This window comes from Metabacillus litoralis, assembly GCF_020524045.1.
Lineage (GTDB): Bacteria > Bacillota > Bacilli > Bacillales > Bacillaceae > Metabacillus > Metabacillus litoralis_C.
In genome coordinates this window covers 387,497-411,688 of sequence record NZ_JAIVKL010000005.1, presented here as the reverse complement: position 1 = coordinate 411,688, position 24,192 = coordinate 387,497, and the positions used below count along the sequence as shown (strand labels likewise).

At 33.5% G+C, this 24,192-nt stretch carries 17 protein-coding genes and 1 riboswitch; of the genes, 6 read left to right on the top strand and 11 right to left on the bottom strand.

What is annotated here, in order from left to right:
- Positions 1-189 precede the first annotated feature (189 nt).
- Entirely contained in the window at positions 190-1,203 is a 1,014-nt protein-coding gene (locus tag LC076_RS10475; protein WP_413465971.1) for an acyltransferase family protein, read from the top strand.
- 165 nt (positions 1,204-1,368) lie between these two features.
- Positions 1,369-3,135 carry a B12-binding domain-containing radical SAM protein gene (locus tag LC076_RS10470; RefSeq protein ID WP_226668432.1) on the top strand — a complete coding sequence of 589 codons (1,767 nt, stop codon included), beginning with the start codon at positions 1,369-1,371 and terminating at the stop codon, positions 3,133-3,135.
- Positions 3,136-3,211: 76 nt separating this feature from the next.
- Here LC076_RS10470 and LC076_RS10465 read toward each other — a convergent pair whose 3' ends face one another.
- The 6 genes from LC076_RS10465 to htpX form a co-directional block, all read right to left on the bottom strand.
- Positions 3,212-3,379: a hypothetical protein gene (locus LC076_RS10465; protein WP_226668429.1), complete on the bottom strand. Its 168-nt coding sequence runs from the start codon at positions 3,377-3,379 to the stop codon at positions 3,212-3,214.
- Complete coding sequence (locus LC076_RS10460; protein ID WP_226668426.1) at positions 3,376-3,531, bottom strand: hypothetical protein; 156 nt, start codon at positions 3,529-3,531, stop codon at positions 3,376-3,378. The genes LC076_RS10465 and LC076_RS10460 overlap by 4 nt, the downstream gene beginning before the upstream one ends.
- A gap of 90 nt (positions 3,532-3,621) precedes the next feature.
- Complete coding sequence (locus tag LC076_RS10455) at positions 3,622-3,759, bottom strand: hypothetical protein (RefSeq protein WP_226668423.1); 138 nt, start codon at positions 3,757-3,759, stop codon at positions 3,622-3,624.
- A gap of 460 nt (positions 3,760-4,219) precedes the next feature.
- Complete coding sequence (locus LC076_RS10450) at positions 4,220-6,232, bottom strand: penicillin-binding transpeptidase domain-containing protein (protein ID WP_226668422.1); 2,013 nt, start codon at positions 6,230-6,232, stop codon at positions 4,220-4,222.
- Positions 6,233-6,332: 100 nt separating this feature from the next.
- On the bottom strand, positions 6,333-7,679 hold the full coding sequence (locus tag LC076_RS10445; protein ID WP_226668419.1) for a TrkH family potassium uptake protein: 1,347 nt from the start codon (positions 7,677-7,679) through the stop codon (positions 6,333-6,335).
- 408 nt (positions 7,680-8,087) lie between these two features.
- Positions 8,088-8,966 carry a protease HtpX gene (gene htpX, locus LC076_RS10440; protein WP_226668416.1) on the bottom strand — a complete coding sequence of 293 codons (879 nt, stop codon included), beginning with the start codon at positions 8,964-8,966 and terminating at the stop codon, positions 8,088-8,090.
- Between the two features lie 385 nt (positions 8,967-9,351).
- On the opposite strand from htpX, the gene LC076_RS10435 reads away from it, so the two are divergent.
- Positions 9,352-10,044 carry a DUF1836 domain-containing protein gene (locus LC076_RS10435; RefSeq protein ID WP_226668415.1) on the top strand — a complete coding sequence of 231 codons (693 nt, stop codon included), beginning with the start codon at positions 9,352-9,354 and terminating at the stop codon, positions 10,042-10,044.
- A gap of 115 nt (positions 10,045-10,159) precedes the next feature.
- On the top strand, positions 10,160-10,360 hold the full coding sequence (locus tag LC076_RS10430) for an alpha/beta-type small acid-soluble spore protein (RefSeq protein ID WP_226668412.1): 201 nt from the start codon (positions 10,160-10,162) through the stop codon (positions 10,358-10,360).
- Positions 10,361-10,539: 179 nt separating this feature from the next.
- Here LC076_RS10430 and LC076_RS10425 read toward each other — a convergent pair whose 3' ends face one another.
- The 4 genes from LC076_RS10425 to LC076_RS10410 form a co-directional block, all read right to left on the bottom strand.
- Positions 10,540-11,679 carry an anti-sigma factor domain-containing protein gene (locus LC076_RS10425; protein WP_226668410.1) on the bottom strand — a complete coding sequence of 380 codons (1,140 nt, stop codon included), beginning with the start codon at positions 11,677-11,679 and terminating at the stop codon, positions 10,540-10,542.
- Positions 11,676-12,422: an RNA polymerase sigma factor SigI gene (gene sigI / locus LC076_RS10420; protein WP_226668409.1), complete on the bottom strand. Its 747-nt coding sequence runs from the start codon at positions 12,420-12,422 to the stop codon at positions 11,676-11,678. Before sigI ends, LC076_RS10425 begins: the two co-directional genes overlap by 4 nt.
- 1,005 nt (positions 12,423-13,427) lie before the next feature.
- Complete coding sequence (locus LC076_RS10415) at positions 13,428-14,237, bottom strand: TerC family protein (RefSeq protein ID WP_226668407.1); 810 nt, start codon at positions 14,235-14,237, stop codon at positions 13,428-13,430.
- A gap of 69 nt (positions 14,238-14,306) precedes the next feature.
- Positions 14,307-14,471, bottom strand: a riboswitch (yybP-ykoY riboswitch).
- A 53-nt stretch (positions 14,472-14,524) separates the two neighbouring features.
- The gene (locus tag LC076_RS10410) at positions 14,525-15,154 is read right to left on the bottom strand and encodes a DedA family protein (RefSeq protein ID WP_226668405.1); all 630 of its coding nucleotides are present in this window, start codon (positions 15,152-15,154) and stop codon (positions 14,525-14,527) included.
- 95 nt (positions 15,155-15,249) lie between these two features.
- Here LC076_RS10410 and LC076_RS10405 point away from each other — a divergent pair, with 95 nt between their 5' ends.
- Together LC076_RS10405 and LC076_RS10400 are read left to right on the top strand one after the other, a co-directional pair.
- Complete coding sequence (locus LC076_RS10405; protein WP_226668403.1) at positions 15,250-16,029, top strand: undecaprenyl-diphosphate phosphatase; 780 nt, start codon at positions 15,250-15,252, stop codon at positions 16,027-16,029.
- 115 nt (positions 16,030-16,144) lie between these two features.
- The gene (locus tag LC076_RS10400; protein ID WP_226668401.1) at positions 16,145-17,047 is read left to right on the top strand and encodes a Ku protein; all 903 of its coding nucleotides are present in this window, start codon (positions 16,145-16,147) and stop codon (positions 17,045-17,047) included.
- A 110-nt stretch (positions 17,048-17,157) separates the two neighbouring features.
- Here the strand turns inward: LC076_RS10400 and pulA are convergent, their stop codons facing one another.
- Positions 17,158-24,177: a type I pullulanase gene (gene pulA, locus LC076_RS10395; protein WP_226668400.1), complete on the bottom strand. Its 7,020-nt coding sequence runs from the start codon at positions 24,175-24,177 to the stop codon at positions 17,158-17,160.
- Positions 24,178-24,192 lie beyond the last annotated feature (15 nt).

Genomic DNA, 24,192 nt, shown 5'->3' with positions numbered 1-24,192 from the left:
TACAAGCTTAGAAGAATCTTTAAAATGAAGAAGTCAAAGAAACCTAATTTTCATTATTTTACATTAGATTTACAGTTTAATAACAGACCCCATCATTTTCTTAACAGAAGACGAATTTTAGTTTAGTGTGGTTTTATTTTGGGAATAAACAATTGATTCTAAGATTACTAACTTCTAGAAAAAGGTGAGATAATGAAAAAACGTCTGTATTACTTTGATAATGCTAAATTTCTTTTAATCTTGTTAGTTGTATTTGGTCATGTTATACGACCATTTATTGAAGAAAATGCACTTACTATGAACCTATATAAATTCATCTATACTTTTCACATGCCAGCCTTTATTTTAATTTCTGGGTATTTTGCTAAAAGCTTTAAGAGTAAAGGATATTTAGTGAAAATAACAAAGAAACTCATTCTACCATATCTAATTTTCCAAGGAATTTACTCAGTATATTATTTTCTAATTGAAAAGAATTCAACAATCTCCATAAACCCACTTGATCCACAATGGTCATTATGGTTTTTAATGAGTTTATTCTTTTGGAATGTCGTATTATTTTTCATCACTAAATTTAACCCTAAAGTTGTCATCATGTCAGCATTTATTGTAGGAATTAGTGTTGGTTATATAGACGGTATAAATAATTTTTTAAGCTTATCAAGAACATTTGTCTTTTTTCCACTTTTCATAATAGGCTTTTACTTAAAACTTGAACACTTTAACATAATAACTAAGCCGAAAATAAGGTTTTTTTCAGTATTATTTTTAGCGTTTATTTTTATAACGTATTATCACGTAGATTTTAACTATGAATGGCTATTTGGATCAAAATCTTATTCCCATTTTGTCACTCCATCTATATTAAGTGGCCTTTTTAGGGTTATGTTCTATAGTTTAACCATTATCACCACGCTATCTTTTTTATCGCTCGTTCCGAAAAATCAAGCATTTTATACTGAGTGGGGAACTAAGACATTTTATGTCTACCTTTTACATGGATTTATCATTCAATTCTTAAGAAATAGCGAGCTCTCAACTTGGCTGGCAAATTACCAAAGTTTAATCATGCTAGCAACACTATCTTTTCTCGTTACTTTAATACTGTCAACTAAAATGATTACTAAAATAACCAAACCACTGATTGAAATTAACTTCTCTGATTTTCAATACAATACAAAGAAATTCACAATAGATAGGTAATAATCAAAAAAATAAAGCAATCAAGAATTTAAAGATTTAGTAAAATCATCACAGCTATTATATGGAAAAACCCCCACTTAACGTAAGTTCGTTTTTTAACTGAACTATGATACAATAAGAAATTGATTATACCTTAAAAATCTGTTAGAAGTGGTGTTAAACGATATGAAAACTGTTTTATCAACATTAAATGCCAAATACATTCACACTAGTCTTTCCATCCGATATTTAAAAGCATATGCTGCCCCAGACTATGAGGTTGAACTTGCAGAATATACAATAAAAGATCCGGCAATAAATATCGTATCTGATCTGCATACAAAAAAACCTGATGTTCTTGGTTTTAGTTGCTATATTTGGAATATCGAAGAAACAATAAAGATCATTAAAATGCTTAAAAAAATAAACCCCTCTCTACTAATTGTCTTAGGAGGCCCTGAGGTAACTTATGATACAAGAGAATGGATGGAATCAATTGCTGAAGTAGATTTCATTATCATAGGGGAAGGTGAACAATCTTTCAAACAATTACTCGATGAAATTAACGGAGAACAAAATTTTTCAAATGTTAGTGGAATTGCTTACCGAGAAAATGAGACTATTCACATTAAGCCGCAACGAAATAAAATTGACTTAAAAGAGTTACCATCTCCATTTCGTTTTGATGAGGATTTATCACATCTTCCTAAGCGTGTAACCTATATTGAAACAAGTAGAGGTTGTCCTTTTAGTTGTCAATTTTGTTTATCTTCTATAGAAGTAGGAGTTCGCTATTTCGATAGAGAAAAAGTGAAGGAAGATATCCGTTTCCTTATGAATAATGGAGCAAAAATAATAAAGTTCGTGGACCGCACGTTTAATATAAGTCGAAGTTACGCCATGGAAATGTTTCAGTTTCTTATAGATGAGCATAAACCAGGAACTGTTTTTCAATTTGAGATTACAGCAGACATTATGAGACCCGAAGTGATCCAGTTCTTAAATGACAACGCACCAAAAGGTTTATTCCGCTTTGAAATTGGTGTTCAATCAACAAATGATGCAACAAATGAACTTGTCATGAGAAAACAAAACTTTAGTAAACTTACACGAACTGTAACAATGGTAAAAGATGGACAAAAAATTGATCAACATCTTGATTTAATCGCAGGTTTGCCAGATGAAGATTATCACTCATTTAAGAAAACATTTAATGATGTATTTGCATTGCGTCCTGAAGAGCTCCAATTAGGTTTTTTAAAAATGCTGAGAGGAACCGGTCTTAGGCTTCGTGCTGAAGATCACGGTTACGTCTATATGGATCATTCTCCATATGAAATATTACGAAACAATGTTCTCTCATTTGAAGATATAATCAAAATTAAGCAAGTAGAAGATGTTTTAGAGAAGTATTGGAATGACCATAGAATGGATGAGACCATCGAATATTTAGTTTCTTCTGTTTTTGACTCTCCTTTTGAGTTTTTCCAACTTTTTGGGACATTTTGGGACGAAAAAGGATGGACAAGAATAGGCCATCAATTAGAGGATTTATATAAGCATCTTTATGATTTTCTTAATCACTCAAAAAATGAAGATTTGACAATTGTGAGCGGCTTTATGAAATATGATTACTTACGAAATCAAAAGTATAAACCACGCAAACCATGGTGGACAGATACTTTATCTAAAAAAGACCGAAGTGATATTTATCATTCAATTTTAGACAATCCACTAGTATTGGGTGAAGAGTTTGCAAGTAAGAAATTAACTGAGAAAGATTTATTCAAACATACTGTTATCGAAGCTCTTCCTTTCAATCTTAACCATTACCTTAAAACAGGAAATATATTGGAGGAAAAATCAATTATCCTTGTGCATTATGACTCAGTTCATACAATAACTACAGTTTACTCAGGATTGACTAAAGATGTTACTTCAAAGGTTAGTTAAAAATCTACGCTTTCTTAGTTAGGAGCATATGTAAAGCATTAAAGTGAGAGTAAATAAAAACTCTCACTTTTTTTAGTTATTTATCTTCTTTTTCTTGCTTCTTTTTGTTCCCCGCAATAGCTTCATAAATTTTTGCAGCATTCGTATCCCCTAGTTCTTGACCAAATTCTTCTTGTAGTAAATCTATATCTGTAGGCTTTTTATGGTTTTGCATATCTCTACTTTTCATTTTCTTTTTCGTCATTCTTCCCCCTGCTTCCCCTGTTTAGAATTACGATTTGCGCCCTTCATTGGATCTTGATCATCATTTATTTCAGAAAATTCTACATCAGGTAAACTTTCAGTTGGTGTAAAGTTGTTCTTTGTTGCTTGGTTTCTAGCAGCTTTTCTTTTCACAATTTTTCACCTCAAATTTATATTTTAAGATGGTACATCTATACGTTTACCTAAATCACTGAACACTATCATAGGAATAAATAGGAAAAGTTAATCTTCTTTCTGCTCATAAGCAATTAAAACGATCTCCTCACCTGTTTCTTCACGTAGCTTTGATTCCATTTGCATTAGATAATTCAATTGTGTATCAGACAAGTGTGCAACAGGAAATTCAGAATCTTTGTCCACAGTAACACCTCTCTTCTATCTTACTTTCTCAATTTCCTCATTTAATTATGAGTGGTAATGACAAGAAAATGGTTTTATACGAAAACTAAACGGATAAGATGATATGACCATGAGTAATTAGATTTCTATAATATTTACTAGAAGATACAATGTTAAAGCAGATTTCTTCACCAACAAAAAAAAATTTCATTTACTTATGACTTTATTTTAGTATTTTAAACCTATTAAATGATTTGCTATATAAGTATTCGGGGTAAGTTAATCCAAAAGCTTCACTTTAAGGAGTGCTTACAAGTTTCTTTTTTACACATTAATTTAAGACGGTGTCTATATATTTATTCAATCGAGTCAACAAGATAAAGAAGATAATCATATCAGTTATAGCTAATTTCTATTGATATATCCCAGGAAATAAAAAAAAGTGACTAACGTGAAGAAGATCTCCAGTTAGTCACTTTTATTATTGAGTAAGATTTTCTTTAAATACTTGTTTTACCTTAGGAACTACATAATGACTTCCACCTCTTGACTTAACATCTTCTATCATCATCGTAATTAAGAGTTCAGGATTGTCATGATCAACAGCGACAAACCAACCATTTTCTTTAGCTTGATCATCACTCTTTGAGGTTTTTAATTCAGCCGTACCAGTCTTACCTGCAAGTTTTAGATTCTCAATAATAGGTTTATGTGCTGTTCCATTAGGGTCATTTACAACTTGTTTTAAATAAGTAAGCAGCATCTCGGCATGTTCAGGCTGTGCTGCATTTCCCTTCCAAACTGACTCTTGTGAATTTTCGCCTTTTTCTAAATAAGGCATGATGATATTTCCATTATTCACAAAAGCCGTGTAAGTTGAGGCTAAATGGAGCGGACTCATTTGAAGTTCTCCCTGACCATACCCCGTATCTGCTAACAAGGTGTCGTTTGTGAGATTACTGTTAGCAATAGTCGATTTGCTTATTGGGTATGGGAAATCTATTTCTTCTTCAAACCCAAATTTTTTTAACCCTTCAATCATTTTGTTTGATCCAATTTCTAACGCTAATTGTGCAAAATATATGTTATCGGAATAAATTAGAGCAGTTGGGAGTGTCACGTCACTAACTTTTTCAGATACTCTAGTTATATAATAGTTCCCCCAACTAGTATCTTTTTGCCATGTTTTACCGGTAATTTTCTTAGCATCAGTTGGTTGAATAACTTTATTATTTAAGCCAATTGCTGCTGTTAAAGGTTTTATGACAGATCCAGGTACATAGGTTTTATTAAATCGGGCCATTAAAGGTTTATTTGGATCTTCTGAGAGAATTTTATATTGCTCACTAGATAATCCATATATGAATTCATTAGGATTATAGGATGGACTACTTACCATAGCTAAAGTTTCACCAGTCATTGGTTGTATTGCTACTGCAGTTCCAGGATCGCCTTTTAATTGATTATATAGTTCTTTTTGAAGATGGCTATCGATTGTTATAGAAATATTTTCACCTTCTACAGCAGGTTTTTCTGCAATTATTTTATCTGTTCCATCAACAAATATAGTGTAACCCGTTTGCCCTTTTAACCTTTTTTCATAAACTTGTTCTAAGCCAGCTTTACCTACCTTTGATTGATCACTATATCCTTCACTTTTAAGGCTCTCAAGCTCTTCTGCTGTGATGCTTCCAATATAGCCAATTAAATGAGCTGCAGCTTCACCGAGAGGATAAAAACGAGCATCAACATCTTTCTTTTGAATAGAAGGAAGTGATACAAGCTTTTGCAAAAGCTCTGTGTTCTCAGGATCTATTTTCTTAATCGGTACAAAATAATCTGGTTTAACCCACGCTTGATTCAGCTCAGCTTCTATTTCAGCAACACTTACTTTAAGGAGAGAAGAAACTTCTGATAACACTTCCTCACGATTTTCTGGAAGATTTGCCGGTACTATGCCAATTTCATGGGCTATCCCATTTACTGCTAGCGGATTTTCATTTTTATCAAAAATTTGTCCTCTTTGAGGAGTAATACTACTAACTTTCACCTTTTCTTCACCTTCAAGTTCTGGAAAAATCATTGTAGGTTTCCATGAAATAAACCAATCCTCTTCATCTTCCACTTTTTCTTTTTGGATTGTTACATTTTGTTCGAAAGTAACAGCACCTGCCACTGTTTCCATTGAAAGTGAAAATGGATATACAACTTTATTTTCATCTTTATTTTTTTCTTCTTCCTCAGGCTTTTTATATTTTACTTGTAAGTCACTAACAGAGACACCTTCATATATATCTTTATACCTGCTTATGAATTCCTCTTTAGAAATACTTTCTTTGCTACTTGGCGTTAGCATTTCATACATTTTTCCAAATTTTTGTTCATTCCATAATGATATATACTGAGAAAACCGATCACTTGCAGTCGGTTTATCTGAACATCCACCTAAAACAACTACCAATAAAATCAACAATAATACAGATAATTTTTTCATGAAACGCCCCTCCTCTTAATTTATTGTACCAAAAAAATCCATTTAGGTCAGTCCCCCAAACTGAAAAGGGATTAGGCAGAAATTGCCTAATCCCTTATTCTTATCCAATGATCACTCGTTCCTTTGGATAATGAAAATTATCTTTCCTTTCCTTTGTTCCAAGAAGGTAGAGAAATGTTAATATACCAATTCTTCCAATAAACATTAAAATCATAATAACAACTTTGCCGATTGATGTTAATTCAGGTGTGATTCCCATTGATAACCCCGTTGTTCCAAAGGCAGAACATACCTCAAATAAAATGGAGATAAATGAAAATTGTTCTGTAATTGTTAAGATGACGATGGCGAAGAAACAAATTAAAACAGCAAACATAGTTACAACAACAGATTTCCTTAAGTCTTCCTCTAGTAGCTCACGTCTAAATACCTTAATCGATTTATGACCTCGTGCAAAGTGGTACAAAAATAACAGATTCAAAGCAAAAGTGGTAGTCCTAATTCCACCACCAACAGAGCTAGGAGAAGCACCTATAAACATTAATGCACACATGATTAATAGAGTCGTTTCCGTGTATAAACTAATGTCCATTGTTGCTAACCCACCACTTCGAGTAGCAGTAGACTGGAACAATGAAAAGAATAATGTCTCATGCCATTCTTTATCTTTAAAAAAGTAAGTGTACTCAAGACTAGCTATTGCAATTGTTCCAAAGAGAATAAGAGCAAAAAATGTAATTGATGTTATTTTTGTAAATAAACTAAATCTATATCTTTTTTCTTTTTTAAATAAGAAGTCCTTTACTTCTATTAAAACTGGAAACCCTATTGCTCCTAAAATAATTAAAATCATGACAATAAACTGTATGAAATAATCATGAGAAAACGGAATAAGTGACTGACCGGTAATATCAAATCCACCATTAGTCGTAGCACTTATTGAAGTAAAAAACCCCTGGAGAAAGGCTTCTTGCCATGTATCGAAGTATTTCAAAAAATATGTTCCTAAAATAAGACCACCAATCAACTCGATAATTAAAATTAACACAATAATTTGTCGAATTAAGTTTACAATACCAGATAAATTTGTTTGATTTTGATCAGTCATAATTAATTGTCTTTCCTTTAAACCGATCTTTTTACCCATAATCAACCACACAAAAGTTCCTAAAGTCATAATCCCTATTCCACCAAATTGAAGCACAAATGCTAGAATAAAAACCCCAGTCACACTAAATGTATCAGCTGTAGACATAACAGCAAGTCCAGTGACACTTACCGCACTTACTGCTGTAAATATTCGGTCAATTAAAGCAAACTCTACTCCCGGCTTGTGTGCAACAGGTAGGCTTAATAAGATAACAGATACGGTTACAGCTAAAAAATAATATGAAACAATGAGTTGTACAGGAGTTAATGTTTGTAATCGTAGCTTCCAATTAACCATTTGTTATTCATTCCAATCTAAAGACAATTCTCGTCTATATACATAACCACTATTATATATGTAAATATAACTCCTTATCAATTGTAAAAAGACATTGCTATGTTTAAAAGTAATGGCTCTGGATGCTTCATTGTTGTTAAAACTTATAAACAGTTCTTACCTAAACAGTAAAAAAACAAACCAACACACATGGTGGTTTGTTTTTTTGTAAGAACTATTATTAATAAAGGCTCTTTTCAGAAAGATTGTTGCTAATAGACCTAATTATGCAGTAGAAACATAGTTGTTATGGCAAATAGGTACTATCCTATGAAGAAAAGATGCCACTATCCTTTATATAGTGCTGTTTACTTGGAGTTGTTAAAGCAACAAAGTTTACGAAAACAGCCTTAATAAATATTCCTTTTTCTATTTTGCTTCTAAACGACTAATTCGATCATCTAAATCTGGATGTGTAGAGAATAATGACATTCCTTTTTTACTATTAATTTTCATAGTAGATAGAGCTGTATCATCATCTCTTACTCGTTGTGAATACTGTTTTAAAGAACGTAGAGCATGAATCATTTTATCTTTACCTGCTAAATCAGCTCCACCTCTATCGGCATGAAATTCTCGATATCTTGAGAATGCAAATACAACTAAACTTCCCAAGATAGAGAAAACGATTTGAAAGATAATTACTGCAACAAAATGAACAATAGGAGCTAAATCTTCTCGTACAAATCTTGATACTACCCAGGCTGCAATACGAGCAAAGAATACAACAAATGTATTTACGATACCTTGTAACAATGTCATTGTTACCATATCTCCATTTGCGATATGAGCTACCTCATGGGCAAGAACACCTTCAATTGCATCATCATCCATCTCTTGTAATAAGCCTGTTGAAACAGCAACTAGTGAGCGACGCTTTGAAGGACCTGTTGCAAAGGCATTAACTTCAGATGATTGATAAATCCCAACTTGAGGCATTTTTGTTAAACCAGCTGCTCGTGAAAGTCGGTGAACTCTTTCTACCAAATCCTTCTCTATTGCTGAAAGAGATTTAGAAGGATCTAACACCTTTACTTTCATCATCATTTTCGCCATCCAACGTGAAATAGCTAACGAAACAAAAGATCCAGTGAAACCTACTACAGCACTAAAGATCAATAAATTAACCAAATCGAGATTACCGTTAACAGTTTGGTATGGTGAAACATTTAGGATTGAGAGAACAATACCTATTGTTGTAATAACTAAAATATTAGATAGAAGAAATAAAAATATTCTTTTGGCCATATGTACCTCCATATTTCAAGTTCTCATGAACTTGTATTATAATATAAATTATAGAAACAATTGATGAAAAGATCAAGAAATATAAATTTTGAAGTAAAATTTTTAAAAAGTAACGCTCTTTTAAACTTGATTGTTGTTGATTTACGTGACAGGAATTCGCTTTTCCTGGAAAAAATGCAGCTCGGATTGAGCTTCCTCGTAAGCTAAATACTTTTGTTTGGTCTTCCCTTGGCACATTTTTCTTAACAGGAGCCTCATTTATTTAATTCAAATCAACAAAGTGCTAAAAATCATATTAAGCATTAACTTAGCCTAAAGTAATATATATGATAAACTATAAACTATTATTTAACCTCAGACTACATCGATTAAAAGAGGTGTCAAAATGACAATTCAATTAACACGAATACAAATGTCAAAATTATTATACTCACTAAAAGGAGATTCAAATCACTCTCCTTATTCTATAGTAGAAGATGCTATAAATATTCCTTTAAACTTCCATGACGAAATACCCAATTTTATTATGAAAGCGAATAAAAAACGAAACAATATGGAATTAGGTTTATCAACAAATGAAATTGTTGCTTTAGCAAATTTATGTGAATTAACAGCATTAAAATCAACATCTCTTCAGAATTGGATTAAACGTGATGTTAAAGAGTTAATTGGTTCACCCGAACTTGGTAAAAAATACTCAATCGATCAAGCAGCTATGCTACTAATTGTAAAGGATTTAAAAAACTCATTTGATTTCGAAAAAATTCGAAATGTGCTAACAGTTGTTTTTAATACACTGTCTGATCGAAGTGATGATCTAATAAGTCCCATTTCTTTTTATGAATTATATGCAAAAGTTTTATCATCTCTTGATGTACTCCCTTCATTAACGATGGGTGGAGATCCAACATTAAAACATATTATCATTCAAAAAATAGATGCTCTTTCAAAGCCATTGAATGATCTATCTGATCTTCAGTGGGAAACGATAAAATCTGTTTTAGTTATTTCTGTTCTATCTGTTTTAGCATCACATTTGCATACACTTGCACAGATTCATTTATCAGAGAACATATAATTTATACTCCAGTTCTAATCATTACCAGTATAGATTGACTCACTTAATGAAAACTTATCAATAAGGCTGTTAGATTAATTCAGCTTTAATCACATAGATAAGGGAGTGGCTTTACATGAGTCAAAACAGTAACAAATTACTTGTACCAGGGATTGAACAAGCTCTGGATCAAATTAAATATGAGATTGCACAAGAATTTGGTGTTAATTTAGGTTCAGATACTGTTGCACGTTCAAATGGATCCGTTGGTGGAGAAATTACGAAACGGTTAGTAGCTCAAGCTCAATCACAATTAAATGGCCAAAAAACAGAATAAGAAAATTACAAGTCCCTAAGTACAAATAAGACGATTTGGAATAGAAGGTTTACTTTGCCTTCAATTCCAAAATCGTCTTATGCTTGTTGGTTCTGAATCTCTATCAAACCAAAACAATTGAAAAAAAATGAACTTCTTCTTCTTTAAAAGAAAAGTCTAATCTTTTAATCAGACCTCTCTTAATCATCTTCACGATCTCGTTCATGATTGTGAGATTTCTGATGTTTATGATTTTCAGACCTTCTCATTTGTTTATTTTCTCTTTTCTCTTCCTTTTGTCTTTCTCTAGCTAGTTTTCTTTCTTCTTTTTCTCTTTCTCTTTCTCTTTCTCTTTCCAATTTTCTTTCTTGCTTTTCTTTGTTTTTACCTTTTTTACTATTATCTTCATTCTTTTTATCAAGTTCTTTCTTTATTACTTTCTTTTCTTCACTTCTTGCTTTTTCCTTTAGCTTATCTTGTGTTTCTTTAAGTTCTTCTTTTGTATCCGTTTTCCACTTTGAGTTTGTTTCAACATTAGGTTTCACAGGAATAATTAAATTTTGATTATCTTTTTCAGAACTACTCTTGTCTTCATGTTCAATTATCTCAGGCACTGTCACATTTTCAACTTCTTGTACCTCTTCATCATTAGTTAATTCCAAGTATTTCCCCGTTGATATACCTTGCTTTTTCGCCTTATCTCTAGTTTCAGTGTCTGTTTCAATCGTTTTTACAACCATATCATCTTCTTCAATAGAATGACGAATTTGATCCATGTTTTCTTCTAACTTCTCTTCAATCTCTTTATCTTCTTGATTCACGACAGTAGCGATTAAAATTTCTTTACCTGGATACATATAGCCCTCTGACTTTGATTGCTGGACTATTGAATTAACCACATCTGTAAAAGGCTTATCCTGCCAATTTGGTAGCAATAAAATCAGTTTTTCTGCTTCTTCATTAATTGGATCTAATGACAGAACAGTCAAATCGTCACTTATTTTCACTTCAAAGCTAGGATTAATATCAATTGACATATATGCATAAGTTTTATTTTGATTTACGTAAGGTAAAAAACTAATAATTAAAAACATAATAGCTAAAAAAGTTATTGCACCTATGCGAGTTTTTTTAAAACTTAAAGCATTGATTACTTTATTTTTTAATAATCTAGATTCTCTTGTTGCAGCTTCTTCCCGTTCATTTATTAAAGGAAAAAAAGTTATTTCTTCCCCTAATTCATACATACCCTTTTTATTGTTTGCTTTTAAAAATTGCCCTTCCGGGGTAAGTAACGTAATAAAGTCATCATTACAATCGACGACGACCCCTTTTTTCATGAATCTAGCACCCCTTTAATATAGTCTTTTAAATAGACAAATTCCCCTGATAAAATGATAGCCATTGCAATGATGTATTTTCTGTTTCTCTCAATTGTTTTTCGACTAACGTCAACCTTTTTTTCAAGCTGCTTAACAGGTAATTGCTTCTTATTAAATAGAAACTCTTTTAAGTCCTCATCTTCTATTAATTTAGTTGCAACCATCAAGGCATTTTGCCTTGCGTCATAATGTTTAGGAGATTGTTCGACAATTTCAGAAAACGTTAATTTAAATTCTTGTAAACGAAACTGAAAATACCCAATCTCTTCCTTCCTATGCTCTTGCTCCACTTTTTTCGTATACTCATCGATGGATAAATCAGACTCTACTTTACTCTGAGAAAATTCATTTTCCTCATTTTCATTCAGTTCTAAGTGAACAGTATATGGCTGACGTGCTTCTTTTCGAATGTAGTCAATAACTTTACGTTTTATCACTAGCTCAGCAAAAGCTAATAAAGAACTTCCTTTATCTGTCGAATATTTTTCAATTGCATCATTAAAAGCAATTAATCCAATACTAAATTCATCGTCATTTTCACTTATATATCTTTTACATACTGATGAAACTGCTTTAGCAACAAATGGCTTGTATTGATTGATTAATTCATTTTGTAATGCTCGATCACCTTTTTGTATTAATAAAACTGTCTCTTCTAATGAATGTTTCTTCTTACCTAGTCTAAACAAAAGGCTAAGCATGGAGTTTCACCTCTGTTTCCCCTATATTACTTTGTTTATAATAGCTAATTCATATAGGGTTCGCAAAGGAAGATATATGAAACTACCTTTCTATTATTTCTTGGAATAAGACAAATATTACAAAAAACAGATCTTAAGTCCCATAACTGAATGAAGGTACTTTAATCTCAATTGATTAAATTAGAGTCTTTATTTTTTTGTTATTGCAGACTTAAAAAAAGATGAAAATCTTTAGAAATTCAGTTATCCTCCTCTAATTATTTATTTACACTATATAGTTTCGTTAGTGATTATAAAGATAAGGGTGTTGTTTTGAATTTCTTTTAAGAAAATCTACATATAAGTATATAGACCTATTATTTGTTACAAAAATGACATGAAACTTTTTAATTTAATCTATAAAACCGCTGAAAAATATGAAAACAAGCTATAATCTTAAAGATAAAAACAACACGAACGATATTTTGAAATCACATATAAAAAAGACAATATGTAAATTCACAAAACTTACCATCCCGAGATTATAGACAAATCAAATATTCTGACCTTAAAATCCATCTATGTTAAAAGAGGCTGGGACATAATTAAAGAAATCATTCAAAAAGACTAATATATCTAAATTCAGTTAGGCTAAAAAACAAGTTCGTTCCATTGCGCTGCAGACACTCGCTTTTCACGGGGAGAAAACGGATCCTCCTCGGCAAGCCTGCGTGGTCTCAGCCTTTCCTCAATTCCCGTAGGAGTCGAGTTGTCTTCCGCTACATTCCACTAAGTTCTTATAAGTAGTAATCAAAATCAAAAAACTATAGAAGATGGCAAATAAAAACCCGAACTATTAGGCGAATGTTTAATTGACATATCACCTAATAATTCGGATTTAACATCAGCTTAACTACTTATGTCCCAGCCTCTTTTTATCGCTATTAAACCTGATAATTTATTTCTTGTGGTCTTCAATAAATGAGAATCCTACTTAGAGAAGCGTGCCATATGAAGTCTTATTTACTAATGGTTTTCTACTTTTCTTAGTGATTGATCTTGTTCATCGATTTCATTCCCAATCATTTCTGAAGTTACTTCTTTAGATAGAAACCAACCACCAATAGCAATTCCAGCTAAAACAATCCAGAAAATAAGCTTCCAGGTAGGTGATTCAATAAAGTGCTTTGATACAACATTAATTTGTGGATGTGCTAAAGTGTATAACGAAAGTTTTACACCTACCCAGCCTACAATAGCAAAAGCTGCTGTTTCAAGCGAAGGCTTTTTCTTTAATAATTTTACGAAATAGGTTGCAGCAAATCTCATAATAATAATCCCTATAATTCCACCTGCAAGAATGACTAAAAACTGTCCTCCATCTATTCCACCAATAGCAGGAAGATTTGTTGCAGGTAAGGTTACTGCCAAAGCAACAGCTGCAAGAATTGAATCAACTGCAAATGCCATATCTGCTAACTCAACTTTGAAAACTGTTCCCCAAAAACCAGATTCTTTTTTTGGCTTCTTAAGATGCTCATTTTTCTTAAATACATATTTCTTAAAAATATGATTTATAGAGATGTAAAGTAAATAAATTGCACCAATAGCCTGCACTTGCCATACATTTACTAAGAAAGATATTAAGAATAGCGCTCCAAATCTTAATACAAATGCACCTGCTAACCCATAAAACAATGCTTTTTTCCTCTGGTCTTCAGGTAAATGCTTAACCATAACCGCCATTACAAGTGCGTTATCAGCAGCTAAAATTCCTTCTAATGCAATTAATACTAATAATACCCAACCATACTCAAACAATAAAGCCACATCCATTATTTTTCCTCCTATGCTCTTTAAGATCTTATTAAATTCTTTTCCACCAGAATTACTAGGTCCTAAGTTAGCAATAAGAAAAAACAAAAAAAGACCTTTGCCAACTTAGGCAAAGGTCTTGCTGAGCATGTTAATCACCGATCATGCCAACAAAGCCGATGGATGTAAATCCATGAAATGACGACTTTGTTTTCAGGAAATAATCCCTGAACGCTACTCCCCTTTGAGAAGAAGAATATTAAGTTATATTCATCATACTTTCAGTCATTGGTAAATGTCAACAGTTTTTATTTTTTTTGAGAGATGTGTTTCAACGATTCCACATTAATCGATTTTCGTCTTTTTTTTGTGATAATTTTATAGACAATAAAAATAATTAAAACACTTATACCAATTGGTAAAATGTATTTATTAGCAAGCTCACCTACATCTTCCCATCTCTCACCAAGTTTAAATCCTAAATATACATAGATAAAAGTAATAGGAAACATAGCAATAAATGTATAGATTGAGAAAATCCACACATTCATTTTTGCCATACCACAAGGAATTGATATGAGTGTTCGAACACCTGGTAGAAATCTAGCAGTAAATGCAACCATTGCACCATTTCGCTCAAAAAACTGATCTGATTTAATTAGTTTTTCTTCATTAACAAAAAAATATTTACCATACTTTAAGAGAAAAGGTCTTCCCCCGTACCTACCAACTGCATACAAAGTTAGTGGTCCAAGTGTCCCACCAATTGTACCAGCCAATACAGTTCCCCAAAGAGTCATATCACCTTCATATACCCAAAACCCAGCGAGAGGTAAAACAATCTCAGCCGGAATAAATTCAATAGTTAAAGCAAGCATAACACCAAAGTAAGAAAGCTCTTTGAAGCTCTCTACCATCATTAAAATTAATTCTTCCATATTCCTCACCTATTTTCCAAGATGTGTTCTACAAGCATATATATTACACATATTCATGTATACAGACAAGCATCTTTTTAGAGGAGGAAATGGGGATGGATTGGTTACAAGCAATCATTTTAGGAATTATACAAGGATTAACTGAATTTATTCCTATTAGTAGTACAGGTCACCTATATTTAGGGAGAAATATTTTTGGACTTGAAGAAGCAGGTTTATATTTAGATACGATGTTACATTTAGGTACACTTATTGCTTTAATAGTATTTTATAAAGATATTTTATTAAAGCTTATTAGAAATCCATTTAGTCGAATCAGCTTCTTATTAATTATCGGAACAATACCTGCTGTTATTGCTGGTTTATTGTTCAATGATTATTTCGAAGCTATTTCTATGACAGGCGTAACGATTGGATGGGAATTCCTTGTAACAGGTCTATTTCTCTGGTTTGCTGATTCAATAAAAAATGGCGCAAAAAAGGTTGAGGATATTACATTGTTCGATTCCTTCTTTATTGGTAGTTTTCAAGCAATTGCCATTTTCCCTGCTATTTCTAGATCTGGTATGACAATTGTCGGTGCACTCATTAGAAAAATGGACAAAGAAGCAGCAGCTTATTTTTCCTTTCTTCTCTCCATTCCTGCAATATGTGGAGGAGTCTTATTTCAATTAAAAGATATTATGTCAGGTAATGTTCCCCAAATAAGTTTTACATCTATGTTAATAGCAACACTAGCGGCAGCCATATTTGGATATATCGCAGTAAAATTCATGATCTCTTTTGTCAAAAATAAATCACTTAAACTTTTTGCTATCTATGTTTGGTTACTAGGAGGAACAATCTTAATTTTACAGAAATTAGAAATTTTTTAATTTCGTTTATCTGATCCTTTAAAATAATTGGTATGTATTGCTACTTATTAAATAGTTGGATAAACCCTATGCTAATAAATAAATGTAGGAAACTTTTTGAAAGGTAGGGAGTTATATGCATACAATGTGGAAAGGATCCATTAGTTTTGGACTTGTAAATATACCAATAAAGCTTTATGCAGCTACAGAGGATAAAGATATCAAATTGAGAACACTCCATAAAAAATGTCACACTCCTATTCAATATGAAAAAAAATGCCCTAATTGTGATGAAGAAATATCAACTGATGAAATTGTAAAGGGTTATGAATATGTAAAAGGTAAGTATGTTGTTTTAACTGAAGAAGAACTACAAGAGATTAAAGATGAACATGAAGATAAAACAGTTGAGATTATTGATTTTGTTAAAATGGAAGATATTGATCCAATATACTTTAATCGCTCTTATTTTATTGGACCAGGAGAAAACGGTGGTAAAGCCTATGGGTTATTACGTGAATCATTAAATAAATCCGGTAAAATCGGAATTGCAGAAATAACAATTCGCTCAAAACAACAGCTTGCAATTGTTCGTGTGTATCAAAACTGCATCGTAATGGAAACTGTTCATTATCCAGATGAAGTAAGAAATGTTAAAGAAGTACCTAGCGTACCTGAGCAAGTAGAAGTAGGGTCAAAAGAGCTAAAAACAGCTATTATGTTAATTGATCAATTAACAACAACATTTGAGCCTGAAAAGTATAAAGATGACTATCGTCTAGCTCTTCAAGAATTAATTGAACGTAAAGTTAACCAAGATGAAGGCAAGACTCCTTCCGAAGCTGCTCCGAGACAAAATGTAGTTGATTTAATGAGTGCATTACAAGCAAGTATTGAGAAAACAAAAAAGCCTCAAGCAAAAGGTAAAACAACACCAAAAACTCAACAACCTAAAGTAGTTGGTGGAGATGATACCAATGAAAAAGGAACAGAAGCATCGACAGCTAAAAAAACAAAAACTGTTAGAAAAAAAGCATAAACATCTAAAGCGAGGAAATCTTACTATTGAGATTTCCTCGCTTTTCTTTTCAAGAATAAAACAAAAAGCTTGATAGCAGGAAGCACCCACTATCAAGCAAAAAGTTAATCTTATTTTTCTACATGAATCTTTCTTCTTTGAACAAATACATACGCCCCACCGATAGAGATCACGATGAAACCAATCACTAACCAGTTATAGCTTGAAGTAGCTGTTGAAGGAAGCTCATAGCCTTCTTTAGAAGGTTCAGAGATCTTTTCTACATCATTAACTTTTGCAACTTCAACTACTGCGAAGATACTGAAATGTGAAGTACGAACAGTTACTTTACCATCTTTATAAACAGCACCTGGTACGATCTCCCATTTCTCTGTTTCCTCATTGAAGTAGATTACTTCAACATTTTCTGGGTTTTTAACGTTTTTCGGATTTACATCAAATACTAGCTCAATCTCTTCATTGAAATTGTGAATAGACTTTCCATCAACAAGTAGTGAGAAATCATACACACCGCTAATGAAACTGTCATCTTCCATATCCGCCAGACGCTTGACAGATAAGTCTGCACCTTCTGGGATTAGTGAAATCGGAATATTCATTGCAACTTCTAAATCTTTTGGAGCTAGAGTTACTGTATCAATACCTTTTTCCATTAATAGAGAGATATTTTCTTTTGTTAAAGTGAATGTTGCTTTAGCCGACTTGTTACCTTTGAATTCTATGATAACTTGATCGCCTTTTTTAACTTTTTCAAGATCTTTGTTGTCAATTGTTGCTTTACCGTCTTTAACTTTAGCTTTTACAACAACTGATTTTGGCTTTTTATCTGTTTCTTTACCAGGTTTTGGTTCTGGCTTCGGCTCAGGTTTCGGTTCTGGCTTCGGCTCTGGCTTCGGCTCTGGCTTCGGTTCTGGCTTCGGCTCTGGCTTTGGCTCAGGTTTCGGCTCTACCTTTTCAACAGCAAGGATAAACGTACCACCATCAACACTACCAGGTAAATCAACAGTTACTTCTTGATTTGCATTTACAACGTATTCTTTGTTGTTGTATAAGTCAACTACTTTTGTATCAGCAGCAAAGTCTACTGCAAATGTTGCTTTTGTCGCTGCTTCTTCAGTGTTTAAACCAACTAATACTTGCTCACCATCATATTCTCTTTCAAATACTAAATATCCTTCTTCATCTCCACCAGCTACTTTTTCACGAGTACCTTTAGAGAATACTTTCGAGTAGTCAGCACGGATGTTTAGTAAAGTTGAGTAATGATTGTGTAGTGCCATTGCTTCAGGGTCTTCATTTTCATAAAGCTCCCAAGGCATAGAATCACGATTTTGACCAAATGCTAGAATATTTCCATTTTCATCTTTCTTCCAATCAGCCGTACCAGAGTTACCTAATTCTTCACCATAGTAAATAACTGGTTGACCTTTAGAAGTGATTTGTAGTGCCGCAGCTACTTTTAATTTCGCTCGGTCTCCACCTACATATTCTGTTAAGAAGCCGTTTTGGTCATGACTGCTTAAGAATTGTCCTAATGTTGCATTATTATTAATGCGTCCATTACGATCTTGTAAATATGCGTCAACACTATCAATGCTTCCATCAACAAATGATTTTGCTTTTTCTTTGAAATCAAAGTCTAATAGAGAATCCATTTGACCTGTTCCTAAGTAGCCTCCATCATTGTCAACACTTGCACCCCAATATTCGCCAATCATTTTGAAATTAGGATCAATTTCAATTAGCCCATTTTTCAATGCTTGCCATGTTGCATCTTCAACGTGCTTAACTGTATCAATACGGAAGAAATCAATCGTATCTCCACGGTCTGTTCTTGCTCTTTCTAACCATGCAGTTTGCCATTCAACTAATTGTTGGCGAACGGCTGGATCTTCTGTTTTGAAGTCTGGAAGATTATCCAGCTCACCTTTTACCTCATGTCCAGGAAGCTCTTCATCACCCATACGTAGCATATCTTTTAGCTTAGCTACTGATTCTTCAGATGGAAGGTTTTCTTTATCTCCTAACCAATCACTTTTGCCTTCATCTGTGTCAAGCTCACCCTTCATACCATAACCAGCGTGGTTGACAACAACGTCTAGCATAATTTTAATACCTTTATCATGTGCTTTTTCAATTAACTCTTGGAACTTCTCAATGTCACCTAAATGTGCATCAAGCTTCTCGAAATCTTCTGCCCAATATCCATGATATGCATATTGCTTCGCAACTAAATCACCGCTTGTTGTAAAGTCAAGACCTTTATTAAAGTCAATATTATCAACAACAGGTGTAATCCAAAGTGTATTGATACCAAGATTATCAATATAATCTAATTCATCGATAATACCTTGGAAGTCACCACCATGATAAGCTTCTTTATGGTTTGGATCATATTCATCTAACTTACCATCTTCGCCACCGTTGTTAGAAGGGTCTCCATCTTTAAAACGGTCCGTAAGCATGAAGTAAATTCGTGCTTCATCCCAATCAAATGATAGCTCATCGCCTACTATTTGCTGTGGCTTAACAGTTACTTTTATTGTTTTAGTATGTTTGTTACCAAACTCATCTAGGGCTGTGATCACAAGTTCTTTTTCTCCAGCACCTATTGTATCACTTGCACCAATCGCAACTGTACCAACAGTTTGATCAATAACTACCTTACTTTTACCGCCAAGTGGTTCAAGATTTACAGATAGCTCTTCAATAGTTACTTCTTCTTCTGTTGTTGCGCTTGCTGATAATAATGCATTTTCACCGTACGTAAATTCTCCCGGTGATACACTTGCTTCAATTGTTACTTCTGGACGTGTATACGTAATTGTAGACTTTCCATCTTTTGTATTATAAGGATCTGTAACTTCAGTCGTTTTACCGTCTTTAGTTACTAGGAATGTGTACTCATGTGTACCTTCTGCTAAGTCTGATAACTTATAAGAGAAGTATTCATTTTCAGCACTATATTCCATATCATACTCAACGTCGTCGACTTTCACTTTCACTGACTCGATTGTATCCATCTCATCGTTCTTAAATAGTTCTTCATCACGATAGAAGAATGTTACTTCTCCATCTGCTAATACTGGTCCACCAACATGTGGCACTTGTGTATGACCAGCTACACCAGTGACAACTGTTACTTTTGTAAGAATCGCGTCACGATCTATTTTCACATTATGGTCATCACTATCAGGTGACACTTTTGCTGTATTCCAATCCGTTCCTTTTCGCACTAAGAAACCGATAGATTCAGTTTCTGGAGCAATTTCAACATTTGCAATTGCTGTATCTCCGTCAAATGATTCAAAGTTAATTTGGTCGTTTTTAACGCCTGTGTTCCAAACCCATAAGTTCCACTCACCGAAATCACCAGTAAAGTCACCATCAGGTCTTACATATTTAATGCGCACATAACGTTTTACATTTTCTTTAACTGTCATGTCTAAAGTAGCTTCTGCGGCACCAGATTTTGCCGTAATCACGACATTTCCTGGTTTCACACCAGTTACTTGACCTTGACTGTTAACTGTTGCAATTGTGTTATCGCTTGAAGACCAAGCTACTTTTGCACCAAGCATATCTTGACCAAATTGGTCTTTTACTAGAGCTGAAAGCTGTGTTGAATATGTTGCAAACACAGAGTCGTTTCCTGAAATCATAATTTCATTAGCAACAAGTTCTTCAACAGTTACTTGAATTGTTTCTTCAATGTCGCCTACTTTAACTGTAATTGTAGCCGATCCTTCAGCTAAACCTTTTACTTTACCGTTTGAAACCGTTGCAACACTTTCATCAGAAGAAGACCAAGTTACTTCTTCACCAAGCATTACACGATCTTTTTGATCTTTTACATAAGCTGTTACTGTTTTTGTTTCACCAGGGTTGATTGCTAGTGAATCAGGATTAACTGTAATACTAGTTGCTTCTGGAGTATAAGCTGCTTCAGATTGATCGTAAAGAACCATCATTGAAAGGCCTTCAACTGATACTTTATCTGAAGATACCGTTCTAATTGTTTCTGTACCGGCAGTCGTATGATCAACTACTACGTTCCAGTTACCGTTAGCAGGTAGGCTTACTTCTTTCTCTTCTTTATTTGCATTGTAGATGACAACAATGTTTTTCCATGTATCATTGTTAGCATTGTCTTTTAATTGATAAGCAACAATGTTTTCATCCTGCTTTAATACTTCAAAATGTTCGTTAACTTCTGCTTTTGTGTCCATTTTAAATGCAGAATGGTTTTTTCTTAAATCAATTAAGCCTTTGTAATAATTGAAAACTGATTGATATTGATCTTTTAATTCCCAACGAATCATGTTGATATTGTCAGGACTCTTATAGCTATTATGAACGCCATACTTACTTCTTAGCATTTCTTCACCAGCGTGAAGGAAAGGAATACCTTGAGAAGTTAGGACAATCCCATTAGCTAATAAACTACGTTTTACCCATTCATTGTTTAACGCATTTTCTTCTGTAATAACTGCATGAGGATCATATGATTCTGATTCATGATCACCATCTGTTCCAGCTACTCGCATTAACTTATCCCAAAGGTTCAAGTTATCATGAGCCGTTACATATGTGATTGTTTCTTGCGGGTCATTGGCGAATTGATCAACTGCACCTTTAACACCTGCTACGATATCGCCTTCTTTACCAGTCGAGCCTGTAGCAAATCCAGTACTATTATCGTCACTTCCACCTTTAATCGCACCACGAATATTATCATTGAATACTGCGTACCCTTGATCTTTTTGTGTTCCTTTAAAATGTTGCATAGATGCAGGAAGACTTGTTGATCCACCTGTCCATGGCTCACCGTAAATTAATACATTAGGATCTACTTCATTTTTCAATTCTCTTGTTAACTCTTGCATAGTTTTTTGATCGATTAATCCCATTAAGTCAAAACGGAATCCATCAATACCAAATTCTGTTGCCCAATAGTGAACAGAATCTTTAATGTACTTACGAACCATTGGACGCTCTGAAGCTACTTCATTACCTGTACCAGATCCGTTTGTAATTTTACCCGTATCATCTGTACGATAGTAGTAACCAGGAACGATTGCATCAAATGGTGATTTCCCTTCAAGCTGTGTTGATTCGTTCATATACGTATGATTGTATACAACGTCAGCTATAACGCGAATTCCATTTTCATGTAAAGATTGAACCATCTGCTTGTATTCTTTTATTCTACTTGTTGGATCAGTAGGATCACTAGAATAAGAGCCTTCTGGAACATTAAAGTGAATTGGGTCATAGCCCCAGTTAAATTTAGCATCAGTAGCTTTTGGATCATTCACTGTTAATTCATTTACAGAACCAAAGTCATATGTTGGAAGTAAGTGAACATAGTTAACTCCTAATTCTTTTAAAGAATCAACACCAGTCTTCACACCACTAGGACTAGTTGTTCCCTCTTCTGTAAACGCTAAATATTTACCTTTATTGTCCATCCCTGAATCTTCACCAATTGAAAAATCACGAACATGTAGCTCATAAATGATTGCATCAGCTGGTGATACAATTGCAGGCTTGTCCATTGGATCAAATCCACTTGGATCAGTGCTATCTAAATCTACAATTGCTGTTCTTTGTCCATTTGCTGAAGTTGATACTGCATAAGGATCAACTGCATAATTCACATCACCATTCGCGAATTCTACTTTATACATATAATATTTGTTTTTAAGATCTTCATTGACTTCTAGAGACCAAACACCGTTATCTGCACGGTTCATTTCAGTTTCTACGCCACCTGTGTGATCAGGTACAAAAGCACCTTCATAAGTTCCTGCATCATCATAGATTGCTAGACTTACTTTTGAAGCAGTTGGTGCCCAAAGTTTAAATGATGTTTTGCTAGAAGAATAATTATAGCCTAAGTCTCCATCATAGAAGAATTGATCATCATTTAATACATTACGCATTGTTACAACTTTACCTTCAGAGCTCCCTACAGATACTTCATAAAGCTTTCTTACATCTACATCCACTCCGTCTGCAAGTGTAAGTTTCGCTTTTGTATCGGAGATCTTTGTTGTTGTTGTTTCAAGAACTTCATTTGCTTCAACATCTGTTACAACTAACTCTTGTTCGCCAAATGTTTTGTTAGTTGTTACTAGAATCTCAGTTTGTGAGTCCATTAATGCTGATTGAACGTTTATTGGTTCTGGTGATTCGATTGTAAAGACTGAATTACCATTTGCACTGTTTGGATTAAGTGGATCTACATTAGATTCATCCCAATCTCTTTCATTAAAGATAAATTTGTATTCATAAGTACCAGGCTTTATATCTGATACTGTAGCAGTATATATACCATTTTTAAGCGTCATTTCTACAGCTTTGTTTGGATCCCAATCTTGCACAAATGAACCATTTATAAATACTGCATCCTCGCCTTGACTTACATAATTGAATGTTACGCTGCCATCATCGTTAATAACAGGGCTTTCAAGTTTAACGATTTCAAACGTTGAATTACCATCAACCAGTTCATTTTTGTTTAATGGGTCAGTTGTTGACTCTGTCCAGGATGTGTCATTTAACATAAATTTATATTGATAATTTCCTGGCTCTAACCCTTCAACTGTTGCTGTGAAAACACCATTATCTTGTAATGTCATTTTTACAGCTTTCGTTGCATCCCAATTCTCTATAAAAGAACCGTTTACGTAAACTGCTTCTTCACCTTGACTTACATAGTTTAAAGTTACACTTCCATCTGCATTTAGAATTGGACTTTTAATTGCAGGTGCTTCCACTTCTCCTTTTGTAAAAACAAGGTTATTTTCTGGTAACCAAGTATCACCATTGATTACATACTTATATTCATGTGTACCATCTTCTAATTCTGTCGTAAGCTTCCATACCCCTTGTGACTCTTCCGTCATATCAAGAGGGCCTTTTTCCCACTCAGTAAAACTTCCAGCTACTTGAACTGTTTCAGCTTCACCTTCATAAGTAAATGTAACAGTACCGTCATCATTTACTACAGGACTTGTCTCTTCTGCGCTAGCGTTTGCATAAGGAAACAATCCTGATAAGAGCTGCAATACTAAGGAAAATATTACTAAGAGCGACAGCACTTTTCTATTTTGTTTATTAAACACCATTTTCCCCCCTAA

Excerpts from the sequence above, each read along its gene's own strand:
- LC076_RS10470 (WP_226668432.1), top strand. The coding sequence starts at position 1,369 with ATGAAAACTGTTTTATCAACATTAAATGCCAAATACATTCACACTAGT.
- LC076_RS10465 (WP_226668429.1), bottom strand. The coding sequence starts at position 3,379 with ATGACGAAAAAGAAAATGAAAAGTAGAGATATGCAAAACCATAAAAAG.
- LC076_RS10450 (WP_226668422.1), bottom strand. The coding sequence starts at position 6,232 with ATGAAAAAATTATCTGTATTATTGTTGATTTTATTGGTAGTTGTTTTA.
- LC076_RS10445 (WP_226668419.1), bottom strand. The coding sequence starts at position 7,679 with ATGGTTAATTGGAAGCTACGATTACAAACATTAACTCCTGTACAACTC.
- htpX (WP_226668416.1), bottom strand. The coding sequence starts at position 8,966 with ATGGCCAAAAGAATATTTTTATTTCTTCTATCTAATATTTTAGTTATT.
- LC076_RS10435 (WP_226668415.1), top strand. The coding sequence starts at position 9,352 with ATGACAATTCAATTAACACGAATACAAATGTCAAAATTATTATACTCA.
- LC076_RS10430 (WP_226668412.1), top strand. The coding sequence starts at position 10,160 with ATGAGTCAAAACAGTAACAAATTACTTGTACCAGGGATTGAACAAGCT.
- LC076_RS10425 (WP_226668410.1), bottom strand. The coding sequence starts at position 11,679 with ATGAAAAAAGGGGTCGTCGTCGATTGTAATGATGACTTTATTACGTTA.
- sigI (WP_226668409.1), bottom strand. The coding sequence starts at position 12,422 with ATGCTTAGCCTTTTGTTTAGACTAGGTAAGAAGAAACATTCATTAGAA.
- LC076_RS10415 (WP_226668407.1), bottom strand. The coding sequence starts at position 14,237 with ATGGATGTGGCTTTATTGTTTGAGTATGGTTGGGTATTATTAGTATTA.
- LC076_RS10410 (WP_226668405.1), bottom strand. The coding sequence starts at position 15,154 with ATGGAAGAATTAATTTTAATGATGGTAGAGAGCTTCAAAGAGCTTTCT.
- LC076_RS10405 (WP_226668403.1), top strand. The coding sequence starts at position 15,250 with ATGGATTGGTTACAAGCAATCATTTTAGGAATTATACAAGGATTAACT.
- LC076_RS10400 (WP_226668401.1), top strand. The coding sequence starts at position 16,145 with ATGCATACAATGTGGAAAGGATCCATTAGTTTTGGACTTGTAAATATA.